Below are 12,921 nucleotides of genomic sequence, written 5' to 3'. Positions count from 1 at the left end.
CAGGCGCCGCAGTTGGAGCAGCCTTCGCCACGCCACCACCGGCAATCGCCGCCTCGACATCCGCCTTCACCACACGCCCATGCGGGCCGGAACCGCTGATGCCCGCCAGGTCGAGCCCCGCCTCCCGCGCCAGGCGGCGTGCCAACGGCGTGGCGCGGACCGCGCCGGCCGGCGCAGGCGTTTCCTGCACGGCAAGCGCGGTCTGCGCGGCCTTGTCCTGGGAGGAGGACATCGGTGTCTCGACCCTGCCGTTCGCGACAGGCTGTGGTTCGGCGGGTGCTGATGCAGTTGCAGCCGGCGCTGCAGGCGCCACGGCCTCCTCGCCTTCGGCGTAGATCCAGGCCACCGGCGCGCCGACCGGAATGTCGACACCTTCCTTGCCGGTGATGTTGCGCAGCGTACCGGAAGCCGGCGCATCGATTTCCATCGCCGCCTTGTCGGTCTCGATCTCGAACAGGACATCGCCCTGCTTGACGGTGGCGCCTTCCTCGAAGAACCAGCGCGAGATCTGCCCGGTCGCCATGTCCATATCGACCTTGGGAAGGATGACTTCGACCGGCATCGTCAGCGCTTTCCCTTGGCGAGATCGCGCGCCGCCGCAATGATGTCCGGCACCTGCGGCACCGTCGCCTTTTCGAGCTCCGGATTGTACGGGATCGGGATTTCGGCGCCGCCCAGGCGCACGATCGGCGCGTCGAGATAGTCGAAGGCATCGCTTTCGGCGACCGCGGCGCTCACTTCGGCACCGATGCCCAGTGTCTTCACCGCCTCGTAGACACAGAGAAGCCGCGAGGTCTTCTTGACGCTGTCGATGATGGTCTGCTTGTCCATCGGGCGCACAGTGCGCAGATCGATGACCTCGATGTCGATGCCCTCGACCTGCAGGGCGGCGGCCGCTTCAAGCGCCTTGTGCACCATGATCGAGGTCGCCACGATGGTGAGGTCGCGGCCCTGGCGGCGGACATCGGCCTTGCCGATCGGCACGGTGTAATGGCCTTCCGGCACCGGGCCCTTCATCTTGTAGAGCAGCTTGTGCTCGAAGATCATCACCGGGTCGGGATCGGCCACGGCCGCCAGCAGCATGCCCTTCACGTCATGCGGGGTCGCCGGCTGGATCACCTTCAAGCCAGGCACATGGCCAAGCCAGGCTTCCAGGCTCTGGCTGTGCTGCGCGGCGGCACCCGTGCCGGAACCGGCGGGGAAGCGCATCACAACAGGAACCGAAACCTCGCCGCCCAGCATGAAGCGCATCTTGGCGGCCTGGTTGACGATCTGCTCCATGGCGAGCGTGGCGAAATCGGAGAACTGGAACTCGAAGATCGGACGAAGGCCGGTCAGGGCCGCACCAACGGCGACACCCGCGCCGCCCAGTTCCGAGATCGGCGTGTCCATGACGCGCTCGGAACCGAAACGCTCGACCAGATCGCCGGTGACCTGGAAGGCGCCGCCATAGACGCCGATGTCCTCGCCCATCAGGAAAACGCGCTCGTCCTGCTCCATGGCGATCGCCATGGCTTCCTGGATGGCCTGGGCATAACTCAGCTCACGCACGGCGACGTCCATCACGCAACCTCCGTATAGACGTAATTCTCAAGGTCGCGGATTTCCGGGCTCGGGCTGTCCTTGGCGAACTCGATGCCGTCGGCAATCTCTTTCTTCACCGCTTCGCGCACCGCCTCGATGCCTGCGTCGTCGATGATGCCGAACTCCTTCAGTTCGGCTTCGAACAGCGCAATCGGATCGCGGTTGGCCATCCAGTCCTCGATCTCCTCCTTGGTGCGGTAGCGGTTGCGATCGCTTTTGGAGTGACCGCGGTAGCGGTAGGTCTTGGATTCGATCAGCGTCGGACCCTCGCCGGCCCGGGCACGGTCAACAGCGGCGTTGGCGGCCTCGGCCACTTCGGAGAAATTATTCCCGTCGACGATGACGCCCGGCATCGCATAAGCGCCGGCGCGGTCGGCGATGTTCTTCACAGCCGTCGAGCGCTCGGTCGAGGTCGACATGCCGTAGCCGTTGTTCTCGCACACGAAGATCACCGGCAGCTTCCATACGGCGGCCATGTTGAGCGCCTCATGGAAGGCGCCCTCGTTGTTGGCGCCGTCGCCGAAGAAGGAGACAGCGACCTTGCCGGTCTTGAGCTTCTTGGCGGCAAGGGCAGCCCCGACCGCAATCGGAATGCCGCCGGCAACGATGCCGTTGGCGCCGAGATTGCCCTTGGTGACGTCGGCGATGTGCATGGAGCCACCACGGCCCTTGCAGTAGCCAGTGGTCTTGCCGAAGAATTCGGCAAACATGCGCTTCACATCCGCGCCCTTGGCAATGCAGTGACCGTGGCCGCGATGCGTGGAGGTGATCTGGTCCTGATCGGTGAGCGGCATGCAGATGCCCATGGCGCTGGCTTCCTGGCCGATGGACAGGTGCATGGTGCCGTGGATCAGGCCGCGCATATAGGCGTCTTCAGCGCCCTCCTCGAAGCGGCGGATCAGGTACATCTTGTGCAGCACTTCACGCAGCTGCTCAGCCGTGTACTTTCGGAAGGCAAATGGCAGGTTGGGTTGCGCCGCCTCGTTGTTGGCGGCTTTCCTGGCGGTGGCCATGATGATGCTTCCTTAGTTGCCGTAGACGAGCTTGTCCTGCCGGGCACGCAGCTCGGCGATCTTGGAGCCTGGCGCCGGAGCGGCGTTGGCGTAGGTGATCAGTTCGCCCTTCTTGATCGGCGCCGTCACCGAGCCGCCCTGCAACAGGCCGCACGGGATGGCCTTGGCGGCGTGTGCTTCCGGCGCGGTCATGATCCAGGCGCGGTAGCAATATTCGCCAATGGCATCGAGCTTTTCGCCCGGCTGCATATCCTTCTTGGCGACGGCGCAGACCTCGGCGACGGGCTTGGCCAGCGGCACCATGTCGGCCTTGCCGTAGAGCACGACGCGGGCGCAGGTGAGCGGCACTTCCAGCGAGGTCAGGTGGTAAGGACGATGGAAGGTGAAATACGGGCCCTTGCCCATCTTCAGATCTTCCATACGTTCCGAAACGCGCGGATGCGACATGTCGGCGACGACGAAGACGCCCGGCGCAACGCCCTTGCCGATCGAATAATCGACGACGCCAACCTTGGAGAGGACACCACCGTCCTTTTCCGGGATCAGCACCTTGTTGAGCTCTCCGAGCGTTGCGGCCGGACCGTGCATGCCGGCCTTGTCGGGCACGAGGCCGGTGGCATTGGCGATGGCCGCCATCTCGACCATGGTCTTGGAACCGTCGACGAACTCGACCAGCATACGCACATTCATGTGGCGGCGCGCCGCTTCCTCCTCATAGGCGGGAGGCGTGGCATCGATGTTGAGCGGGTTGTTCTTGCCTTTGCCGGCGGCAACGATGGGATGGCCCATCGCCGAGACGAATTCGATCAGTTCCATGCAGGAGGATGGTTCGTCGCCGGCGCCGAGCGAATAGGTGACGCCGAGGCGGTCGGCCTCGCTTTTCAGATAGGCGCCAATGGTGACATCGGCCTCGACATTCATCATGACGAGATGCTTGCCGTGCTCCATGGCGCGCAGGCCAATCTCGGCGCCGACAGCCGGCACGCCGGTGGCATCGATGACAACGTCGATCAGATCGTTGTTGATGATGAGGTCGGCGTCGTTGGTGACGGCAACCTTGCCGGCCTCCATCGCCTCGATCATGGCCGAAGCATTCGACACTTCCTTCGAATGACCGCCTTCCTGGAAGGCGATGTCGACAGCCTTATGGGCATTGGGGATGTTCAGTTCGGAGATCGCGCCAATCTCGATGCCGGACATGTGCGCGACACGCGTCACGATGTCGGTGCCCATTTCGCCCGAGCCAATCAGGCCGATGCGGATCGGCTTTCCGGACTTGCCGCGCTCCTCGAGATCACGGGCCAGACCCGTCAACGCAATATTGGAAGCCATAGCAGTCACTCCTCCCACATGCAGGCTATTCAGATGCCTGACGGGTATTGAACATATGTATTTCTGTCAAGACTAATGTCCACAAACTTCCGTGTTGGTGAGGGGTTTATGGGGATGATGGCCAATGGCGCGGACGTGCGTCCTCCGCGGTTCGCCCGCGAAGGTTGCATCCCTTTTCAACATATGTGCAGAACGGCGCACCGCCACTCTCCTTAAAGGAGAAAGAGGCTCAGACGTTTGCCCGCAGCCACTCCGCCAAGGATGGACGGCGCGCATCGTTCCTGCCTTTGAAAGCAGGCGAGGCAAGCATCGAATTCAGCACCGCTTCCTGGGTTGCCTCGGCGGCAGCCTGGAACAGCAGGTCGATGCGCGACTCATTCAACACCTGGACCGGAACCAGACCGCGTTTCTCGTCGTGGTCGACCGGATCGGCGGTCGAGAAAGCAATTGCAATGTCACCGCTGCCATGCCCCCAGAACGCGCCAAGTCTGGCAATGCCGGCGCCGGCGCGACGGGCGACACGCTTCAGCTGCCGGTGTTCGAGCGGCACGTCGGTGGCCAGCACGATGATCACCGACCCGCTCTCGGCTTCGGACGGCCGGCGAGTATCGGGACGACGACCGTCGGGCAGGACGAGATCGCCTGCCCTGCCAAAGTTTGAGAGAACGAGTGCGCCAAGATGATGATCGTGGCCATCGAGTACGACGCGCCGAGACGCGGTACCGATGCCGCCCTTGAAGCCGAAACAGGTCATGCCCGTGCCGGCGCCGACGCTGCCCTGCTCGACAGGCCCTTCGCTGGCGGCTTCGATCGCGGCCAGTGCATGGGCTTCGCCGATCGCGAGCGCCTGGATGTCGTTGAGCGGGCCATCATTGCATTCGGCGACGAGCGGATTGACGGTGCCGGTACGCCGGCCGATGTCCGGATTCTGCCGGATCGCCTGCCGGATCAATGCGGTCGCGCAAATGCCGACCGAAAGCGTGTTGCTCAAAAGCAGCGGCGTCTCGATGGTGCCGAGCTCATCCAGTTGCACCAGCCCGACCGTCTTGCCGAAACCGTTGATGACTTCGGATGCCGCCCTCGTCTTCTGGCGGAAAAGATTACCGCCATGCGGCAGGATGGCGGTAACGCCGGTGTTGATATCGCCATCGCGCAGCGTGACATGACCGACGCGGACACCGGGCACATCGGTGATGGCATTCAGCATGCCGGAAGGCAGCGAACCGCAAGCCAAACCAAAATCCTTGATGCTGACGGTCATCGCGACTCCTGTTCCGTTGCGGGTGCGTACCGCAGCCCGACCAGTTGCCAGAAATAGTCCCGTTCCTGCAAGCACGGGACCGAGCTGGACCGCCCAAACCAGCCAACTGGCTGTTGCGCACTGACGCAAATCTAGATATTTAATAACCAGATAATATCGAGGATACGATCATGAAGATGAGCGAAGGGGTTGAATGGGCGCTTCACTGCTGCCTGACCCTTGTCTGGCTTGGTGACGAGACGGCGGTGCCGACGTCAACGCTGGCGGCCGCCTTCGACATTCCCTCGCATTACCTCAACAAGTTCCTGCAGGCATTGGTGCGAGCCGACATCCTGGTTTCCACGGCAGGCGCGAAAGGCGGCTTTCGGCTGGCCCGCAAGCCGGAGAAAATCACATTGCTTGACGTGGTCACCGCAATAGAAGGCTCGGACGGCGCCTTCCGCTGCGCCGAAATCCGGCGCCGTGGTGCCGGCGCGGCAGCAAAACCCGGTGAGTTCGCCCTACCCTGCGGCATTGCCATCGCTATGGGACGGGCAGAGGCCGCATGGCGGCGCGAGCTTGCCGCCCAAACCATCCTGGATCTGGTGAAAGCCGCTCCTCCGGCAGGCGCTGAACGCATGCGCTGCTGGTACGCACCGCGCGCCCGCTGATATTCCCCCAACCTCTTCCTCCAAGCGATTTCGACGGACTTGAATCTAGATGAAAAATATCCAGACCGAGAATGACAACACGAACGAAACGTCATCGGCACGGGGTCTTGGCCCCACCTTCATCCTGGCTCTCGGCACCTTCGCCGTCGGCACGGATGCCTTCATCGTATCGGCCTTCCTGCCTGATATGGCAGCAAGCCTTTCGGTGACGCCGTCCATGGCCAGCCACTCCGTTACGGCATTCGCGCTGGCCTATGCGCTGCTCGCGCCCGTAATCGCGACAATCACATCAACCATCGCACGCCGCAGGCTCCTGGTCGTCGCGCTGGCGCTTCTGGGTCTCGCCAACATCGCTTCCGCCTTGTCGCCGACGCTCGGCACCCTCATTCTAACCCGCGTCGCCGCGGCAGCGGCGGCCGCCGCCTACACGCCAAATGCCGGAGCGGTAGCAGCTGCAATCGTTCCGTCAAACCTCCGCGCCCGCGCCTTGGCCGTCGTCATCGGCGGCCTGACGGTTGCGACGGCGCTCGGCGTGCCGCTGGGACGCATAGCAGCAACAACGATGAGCTGGCGGGCTTCACTTGTCCTTGTCGGTGTGATCTCGCTCGTCGCGGCTCTCGGTGTTCTTGCCATCATGCCGAAACTGCCCGGCAATCCGTCGGTGACGTTGAAGCAGAGACTATCCGTCCTGGCCCGACCTGGTGTGATGTTGGTGTTGCCGCTCACAGTGCTTGGCATGGCCGCCTGCTATACGCCCTATGCCTTTACCATCCAGGTGCTGGAGACCTTGCAGGTCTCCGCGCCTGCAATAACCGCAATGCTGCTGATCTACGGGCTCGGCGCGGTCGCCGGCAATTACCTCTCCGGCTGGGGCACAGACCGCTATGGTCCCATCGCCGTGCTGGTCGCTGCCTATGCGGCGATGACCCTCACCCTCACCGGGTTAGCGCTATTCACCGGAACGGCAGCGATAAACGGGACGTTTGTGATCGCGCTGCTTATGGCCATATGGGGCGCCAGCAGCTGGGCACAGTCGCCGGCACAGCAGCATCGGCTGATCGCCGCCGCCCCGCATGAGGCGCCATTGGTCGTGGCCTTGAACTCCTCCGGTATCTATTTCGGGATCGCCCTCGGCACCGCGATCGGCAGCCATGCGCTTGGTAGCGGCGTAACGGTTATGCTTTGGTATGGTAGCGCCTTGGCCGTTGTGGCTTTTGTCTATGTTCTGCTGACCGCCCGCCATGACGCGATGTAGTCACGTCACTTGAATGAAATATATTTCAGTATATGAATTTTATTGACAGTATCGTCGCGTGCTGCAATGATCCAGTTGCCGGCTTCGGGAGGAAGTCCGGCTGCAATCAATCCATGGAACGGCGCAGAGGCGCCGCGACGGTTCTTGAGGAATGGCTTCGGCCAAGGGAGGAAACTTGCGCAAATTTCTGAGCACGCTCGCCATGGCGGCAGCGGCGTCGACCTTCATGAGTTCGGCCCCGGCACTTGCTGAAACCGCCAACCCGTTCAAATGCCAGCCCGGCGAAAAATACGTCATGAACGTCATGGTGTCGGGCGTCGAATACTGGTTTCCGGTCTATGAGATGTTCAAGCAGGCCGGCCAGCAGTTCGGCTGCGAAACCGCTTATACTGGCACGCCGGAATATGACGTGAACAAGCAGATCGCCAGCTTCGACCAGGCGTTAGCCCAGAAGCCGGCCGGCATTCTGGTTCACCCCATGAACTCCGATCCGTTCATCGAGCCGATCAACCGCGCCATCGACCAGGGCACCGCCGTCGTGACCTTCGCGGCCGACTCGCCCAATTCCAAGCGTGTCTCTTACATCACCTCCGACAACGTTGCCGAAGGCACCTACGCTGCCGACGCCGTCGCGGAATCGATGGGCGGCAAGGGCGAATACGCCGTGCTGGAGAACCCCGGCCAGGACAATCACGACAAGCGCGTTTCGGCTTTCGTCGCCCGCATGGAAGCCAAGTGGCCCGATATGAAGCTCGTCGGCCGCGCTGCTTCCAACCAGGACCCGACCAAGGCCTATCAGGCAGTGCTCAGCCTCGCCCAGGCGCATCCCGATCTCGGCGCCGTCTTCATGCCGGAAGCCAATTCGGCGATCGGCGCCGCACAGGCGGCCAAGGAAGGCGGCGGCAAGATCAAGGTCATGCTGGCCGACGTCAACGCCAAGATCCTCGACATGATCAAGGCCGGCGAGATCTTCGGTTCGGTCAACCCCAACCAGGGCATGCAGGGCTATATGGGCTTCATGCTGCTCTGGCTGGCCAAGCACCCCGAGCTGATCGATCCGATGAATGACGCCAAGCGCGCCGGCACCAACGCCATGAAGGTACCGTTCGTCGACAATGGCTTCTCGATCGTGACCAAGGACAACGCTGACGATTTCTATTGGGACAAGTATCTCAAGCGGCGTGGCACCAAGGGCATCGAAGAGTAAGCTTCGGGCTGAACCACCAACTGGCCGGAAGGGACAGTCCCTTCCGGCATCCTTTCAGAATCTTTCGCAGGAGCATGGCGTGACCGACGCGCCCGTCCTTCAGATCCGCAACCTTTCCAAAGCGTTCGGCCCGGTCAAGGCGCTCAGCGGCGTCGAGCTCGAGCTGCGGCGCGGCGAGGTGCATGCGCTTTGCGGCGAGAACGGCGCCGGCAAGTCGACGCTGATGAACATGATCGGCGGCGTGCTGCATCCCGACGAAGGCGAGATCCTGATCGACGGCCTGCCGGTAACGATCGCTTCGCCGGCGATGGCACAGAAACTCGGCATCGCGCTCGTGCACCAGGAGATCGCGCTCTGCCAGGACGCGACGGTGGCCGAAAACATCTGCATGGCGGCGATCAACGCCCGCCGCGCCCCGCTGATGAATTACAGCGAAGTCTATGCGCAGGCCGAAAAGGCGATGAACCAGCTCGCGCCCATTCCGGTGCGCACCAAGGTCGCCGACCTTTCCATTTCCAGCCAGCAGTTGGTCGAGATCGCCAAGGCGCTCACCCTCGACTGCAAAGTGCTGATCCTCGACGAGCCGACCGCGGCGCTGACCGAAACCGAAGCCCAGCGGCTGTTTTCCATCGTGCGCGGCCTGAAGACGCGCGGCATCTCCGTCATCTATATCAGCCACCGCATGGCCGAGATCTTCTCGCTCTGCGACCGCGTCACCGTCTTCCGTGACGGGCGCTATGTCGCGACCGAAACCATCGCGTCGACGTCCCCCGACGATGTCGTGCGCAAGATGGTCGGACGCGAGATCACCCAGCTCTACCCCGACAAGCTTCCCGTGGATGCCGTCTCCGGCCGCACCTTGCTCTCCGTCAAGGGGCTCTCCGACGGCAGCCGATTCGCCAATGTCGACCTTGACCTGAAGGCTGGCGAGATCCTCGGCATCGGCGGCCTGATCGGCGCCGGCCGCAGCGAGATCGCACAGACGATCTGCGGCCTGCGGCAGGCAAGCACCGGCAGCGTTGCGCTCGACGGCAAGCCTCTCGCCATCCGTAGCTATGCCGACGCCGTGCAGGCCGGCCTCGTCTACCTTTCCGAGGACCGCAAGGGTTCCGGCGTGTTCCTCGATCTCTCGATTGCTGCCAATGTTTCGGCGCTCGACCTCGGCAAGCTCACCGGCCGCTTCGGCCTGCTCGACCGTCGCGCCGAGGTGGATCAGGCGACCACCCTCGCCAAGCGCCTCGGCGTGCGCATGGCCGGCATCGATGCACCTGTCTCGACGCTTTCCGGTGGCAACCAGCAGAAGGTGGCGATCGCCAAGCAGCTCTCGGTTTCGCCCAAGGTCATCATCATGGATGAGCCGACGCGCGGCATCGATGTCGGCGCCAAGGTCGAAATCCACCGCCTGCTGCGCGATCTTGCCAACCAGGGTGTCGGCATCCTCGTCATCTCCTCGGAGCTGCCCGAACTCATCGGCCTGTGCGATCGCGTCCTGGTCGTGCGCGAAGGCGCGATCGCTGGCGAACTCGGCGCGGGCGAACTCGACGAGGAAGCCATCATCATGCTGGCCTCCGGCGTGCAGCCAGGCGCAACAAATCAAGGACAGGTGAACCATGTCTAGAGCGGGAGAAACCGTCATGCATGCCGACATCAAGGCCACGGGCCCGAGCCGTTCCAGCTTCGCCCGGCTTGCCTCGATGCGCGAGGCCGGCCTGATCGTGATCATCCTGGCGCTGTGCATCGCGATGAGCTTCGCATCGCCGCATTTCCTGACCTGGGGCAACTTCCGCGCCATGCTGATGAGCTTCTCGATCGAGGGCATCGTCGTGGTCGGCATGACCATCCTGCTCATCGTCGGCGGCATCGACCTGTCGGTCGGCTCGGTGGTCTGCTTTTCCATGGTGGTTTCCGGCGCCCTGTTCCTGATGGGGCTGGACCCGTGGACCGCAAGCCTGATCGGTATCGCGGTCAGCGCGCTGATTGGCGCGGTGATGGGCTTCTTCGTCACGGTGGTCGGGCTGAACCATTTCATCACCTCGCTGGCCGCGATGGTGATCGTGCGCGGACTGTGCCTGGTCATCACCAAGGGCACGCCGCTGTCGCTGTTCACGCTGCCGCCGGAGTTCAAGGCGATCGGCCAGGGTAGCTTCCAGGGCATCCCCTATGTCATCGTCATCTTCGTGGTCGTGGTGGCGATCTTCGACTTCCTGCTGCGGCGCGCCACGGCCTTCCGCAAGGTATTCTACACCGGCTCCAACGAGAAGGCGGCGCAGTTCTCCGGCATCAAGACCAACCAGGTGAAGTTCTGGGTGACGGTGCTGTGCGCCACGCTCTCAGGCGTCGCCGGCGTCATCTACATGGCGCGCTTCGGCGCGGCGACGCCGACCTTCGGTGCCGGCATGGAACTGAACATCATCGCGGCGGCGGTCATCGGCGGCGCTTCGCTCAAAGGCGGCTCGGGCACGATCTTCGGCGCCATCCTCGGCATCGCGCTGCTGTCGGTGGTCACCAGCTCGCTGATCCTGCTCGACATCTCCGTCTACTGGCAGGACATGATCAAGGGCTGCATCCTGCTGGCCGCGGTATCCGCCGACCACTTCCTGCACGCCAAGAAGTCCTGAGGCGCGACACCATGGCACCTCCCAGCACACGCGACGACATCTCGACCGTGCGCCAGATGCACCAGGCGCTCGTCCTCCACTACATGGAGGGCAAGACCCAGGCCGAGATCGCCAAGGAACTCGGCATCTCGCATGCGACGGTGAACCGCCTGATCAAGCGCGGCCACCAGCTCGGCCTCGTCGAGATCAAGATCAAGTCGCCGATCGACCATCTGGTCGACCTCGAAACGCGGCTGGTCGGGCTTGGCGGCATCGAACGCGCGGTGGTGGTGCCGACAGTTTCGGAAAACCCGCAGACGGCATTGCAGCGCGTCGGCGAAGCGGCAGCCGATCTGCTGCTCGAGACGATCAAGGACGGCGACACCATCTCGATCACCGGCGGCAAGGGCGTCAGCGCGCTGGTCGCCGGCCTCAAGCCCGGCCGCAGCTACGATGTCGAGGTGATCCCGGCGACCGGACTGGTGCAGGGCAAGCACTACACCGACGTCAACCACGTTGCCTCGCTGATGGCCGACAAACTCGGCGGCCGCGCCTACCAGATCCATGCACCGCTGTTCGCCGATACGCCGGAACAGCGCGAGATGCTGATGGGCGTGCGTGCCGTGGCCGACGTCTTCCGCAGGGCGCGCGAAGCCACCATCGCCGTGGTCGGCGTCGGCTCGATCCTGACCGACGATTCCTCCTATTACGACCTGCACCCCTCCTCCAGCGCCGACCGCCAGGCCATCGAGCGTTCCGGCGCCTCAGGCGAACTGCTGGCGCATCTGATCGACAGGGACGGCAGGCTCAGCGACTACACACTGAACCGTTCTCTGGTTTCGCTGACGCTGGACGAATTCGCCACCATCCCGCGCTCGATCGGCATCGCCAGCGGGCAGAGCAAGGTCGCGCCGATCCTGTCCGCCATGCGCGGCAACCATCTCGACATCATCGTCACCGACGAGGCCACCGGCCTCGGCATCCTCGACCTCGCCGAAAGAGAAGCAGCATGAGTTCCAGACAGATTCAGCGCGCCATCGGCGCATCCGGCATCCAGGCATCCGCCGTCGGCCTCGGCACCTGGGCGATCGGCGGCTGGATGTGGGGCGGCACCGACGAGCAGGCTTCCATCAAGGCCATCGAGGCTTCGATCGATGCCGGCGTCAGCCTGATCGACACGGCGCCCGCCTATGGCCTCGGCCGCAGTGAGGAGATCGTCGGCAAGGCGATCAAGGGCAAGCGCGACAAGGTCGTCATCGCCACGAAATGCGGCCTGAACTGGCATTCCGGCAAGGGCAACCACTTCTTCGACCAGGACGGCAAGCCGGTGCACCGCTATCTCGGCGCCGACGGCATCGCCTATGAGGTGGAGCAGAGCCTGCGCCGGCTCGGCACAGACCATATCGACCTCTACATCACACATTGGCAGGATCCGACGACACCGATCGCGGAGACGGTCGCCGCGTTGGAGAAGCTGAAGGCTGCCGGCAAGATCCGTGCGATCGGCGCCAGCAATGTCAACGCCGAAGAGCTCAAGCAATACGTTGCCGCGGGACAGCTCGATGCCATCCAGGAACGCTATTCGATGATCGACCGCGAGATCGAAGGCACGCTGCTGCCGATCACGCAGAAACACAATGTGGCGACGCTGAGCTATTCCTCGCTGGCGCTCGGCCTGCTCACCGGCTCGATCGATCCCGGCCGGGCCTTCTCCGGCGACGACCAGCGCAAGGACAATCCGCGCTTCTCCGCGTCCAACCGGCAGAAGGTGGCGGGGCTGAAGCAGGCGATCCAGCCGATCTTAGATCAGCATAAGGCCTCGATGGCGCAGATCGTCATCGCCTGGACGCTGGCGCAGCCCGGCATCACCTTCGCGCTGTGCGGGGCCCGCAATCCCGAACAGGCGCTCGACAATGCGCGCGCCGGAGAGGTCAGGCTCAACCCAGGAGAACTGGCCGCCATAGACAAAGCGATAGCCACGCATCTGACCCAGTTGGATGCCTGATTAAGCGAGACATTCTG

Annotated in this window: 12 protein-coding genes; 7 read left to right on the top strand and 5 right to left on the bottom strand. The window is 63.5% G+C overall.

All coding sequences use genetic code 11. The features are described from left to right. The 5 genes from ACFWXH_RS29250 to ACFWXH_RS29230 form a co-directional block, all read right to left on the bottom strand. Positions 1 to 562 (bottom strand): E3 binding domain-containing protein (locus tag ACFWXH_RS29250; RefSeq protein ID WP_379124944.1); only part of this gene is annotated, 562 nt, incomplete at its 3' end. 2 nt (positions 563 to 564) lie between these two features. Continuing rightward, positions 565 to 1,563 carry an alpha-ketoacid dehydrogenase subunit beta gene (locus ACFWXH_RS29245; protein WP_379124955.1) on the bottom strand — a complete coding sequence of 333 codons (999 nt, stop codon included), beginning with the start codon at positions 1,561 to 1,563 and terminating at the stop codon, positions 565 to 567. After that, a complete protein-coding gene (locus tag ACFWXH_RS29240) occupies positions 1,563 to 2,597 on the bottom strand; it encodes a thiamine pyrophosphate-dependent dehydrogenase E1 component subunit alpha (RefSeq protein ID WP_379124942.1) in 1,035 nt (344 codons plus the stop codon). The genes ACFWXH_RS29245 and ACFWXH_RS29240 overlap by 1 nt, the downstream gene beginning before the upstream one ends. 12 nt (positions 2,598 to 2,609) lie before the next feature. Beyond that, positions 2,610 to 3,929, bottom strand: coding sequence for an NAD(P)H-dependent oxidoreductase (locus tag ACFWXH_RS29235; protein WP_379124941.1), 1,320 nt, complete (start codon positions 3,927 to 3,929; stop codon positions 2,610 to 2,612). Between the two features lie 229 nt (positions 3,930 to 4,158). Continuing rightward, the gene (locus ACFWXH_RS29230; protein WP_379124940.1) at positions 4,159 to 5,190 is read right to left on the bottom strand and encodes a P1 family peptidase; all 1,032 of its coding nucleotides are present in this window, start codon (positions 5,188 to 5,190) and stop codon (positions 4,159 to 4,161) included. Positions 5,191 to 5,360: 170 nt separating this feature from the next. Between ACFWXH_RS29230 and ACFWXH_RS29225 the strand changes: the two genes are divergently transcribed. The 7 genes from ACFWXH_RS29225 (at position 5,361) to ACFWXH_RS29195 (ending at position 12,904) form a co-directional block, all read left to right on the top strand. Further along, positions 5,361 to 5,840: an RrF2 family transcriptional regulator gene (locus tag ACFWXH_RS29225; RefSeq protein WP_379124939.1), complete on the top strand. Its 480-nt coding sequence runs from the start codon at positions 5,361 to 5,363 to the stop codon at positions 5,838 to 5,840. 49 nt (positions 5,841 to 5,889) lie between these two features. Beyond that, positions 5,890 to 7,095, top strand: coding sequence for an MFS transporter (locus tag ACFWXH_RS29220; RefSeq protein ID WP_379124938.1), 1,206 nt, complete (start codon positions 5,890 to 5,892; stop codon positions 7,093 to 7,095). Positions 7,096 to 7,270: 175 nt separating this feature from the next. Beyond that, the gene (locus tag ACFWXH_RS29215) at positions 7,271 to 8,302 is read left to right on the top strand and encodes a substrate-binding domain-containing protein (protein WP_101938087.1); all 1,032 of its coding nucleotides are present in this window, start codon (positions 7,271 to 7,273) and stop codon (positions 8,300 to 8,302) included. A 79-nt stretch (positions 8,303 to 8,381) separates the two neighbouring features. After that, positions 8,382 to 9,920: a sugar ABC transporter ATP-binding protein gene (locus tag ACFWXH_RS29210; RefSeq protein ID WP_379124937.1), complete on the top strand. Its 1,539-nt coding sequence runs from the start codon at positions 8,382 to 8,384 to the stop codon at positions 9,918 to 9,920. Positions 9,921 to 9,936: 16 nt separating this feature from the next. After that, the gene (locus ACFWXH_RS29205) at positions 9,937 to 10,920 is read left to right on the top strand and encodes an ABC transporter permease (protein WP_379124954.1); all 984 of its coding nucleotides are present in this window, start codon (positions 9,937 to 9,939) and stop codon (positions 10,918 to 10,920) included. Positions 10,921 to 10,931: 11 nt separating this feature from the next. Next, positions 10,932 to 11,912, top strand: coding sequence for a sugar-binding transcriptional regulator (locus ACFWXH_RS29200; protein WP_379124936.1), 981 nt, complete (start codon positions 10,932 to 10,934; stop codon positions 11,910 to 11,912). Continuing rightward, positions 11,909 to 12,904, top strand: a complete 996-nt coding sequence (locus ACFWXH_RS29195) for an aldo/keto reductase (protein ID WP_379124935.1) — start codon at positions 11,909 to 11,911, stop codon at positions 12,902 to 12,904. Before ACFWXH_RS29200 ends, ACFWXH_RS29195 begins: the two co-directional genes overlap by 4 nt. The last annotated feature ends 17 nt before the right edge of the window (positions 12,905 to 12,921 follow it).

It is taken from the genome of Mesorhizobium sp. NPDC059054 (assembly GCF_042739215.1).
Taxonomy (GTDB): Bacteria; Pseudomonadota; Alphaproteobacteria; order Rhizobiales; family Rhizobiaceae; genus Mesorhizobium.
This window is presented reverse-complemented; position numbering and strand designations above follow the sequence as displayed.

Coding starts and splice junctions, on each gene's coding strand:
- ACFWXH_RS29230 (WP_379124940.1), bottom strand. CDS start 5,190: ATGACCGTCAGCATCAAGGATTTTGGTTTGGCTTGCGGTTCGCTGCCT.
- ACFWXH_RS29205 (WP_379124954.1), top strand. CDS start 9,937: ATGCATGCCGACATCAAGGCCACGGGCCCGAGCCGTTCCAGCTTCGCC.
- ACFWXH_RS29245 (WP_379124955.1), bottom strand. CDS start 1,563: ATGGACGTCGCCGTGCGTGAGCTGAGTTATGCCCAGGCCATCCAGGAA.
- ACFWXH_RS29240 (WP_379124942.1), bottom strand. CDS start 2,597: ATGGCCACCGCCAGGAAAGCCGCCAACAACGAGGCGGCGCAACCCAAC.
- ACFWXH_RS29225 (WP_379124939.1), top strand. CDS start 5,361: ATGAAGATGAGCGAAGGGGTTGAATGGGCGCTTCACTGCTGCCTGACC.
- ACFWXH_RS29220 (WP_379124938.1), top strand. CDS start 5,890: ATGAAAAATATCCAGACCGAGAATGACAACACGAACGAAACGTCATCG.
- ACFWXH_RS29195 (WP_379124935.1), top strand. CDS start 11,909: ATGAGTTCCAGACAGATTCAGCGCGCCATCGGCGCATCCGGCATCCAG.
- ACFWXH_RS29235 (WP_379124941.1), bottom strand. CDS start 3,929: ATGGCTTCCAATATTGCGTTGACGGGTCTGGCCCGTGATCTCGAGGAG.
- ACFWXH_RS29200 (WP_379124936.1), top strand. CDS start 10,932: ATGGCACCTCCCAGCACACGCGACGACATCTCGACCGTGCGCCAGATG.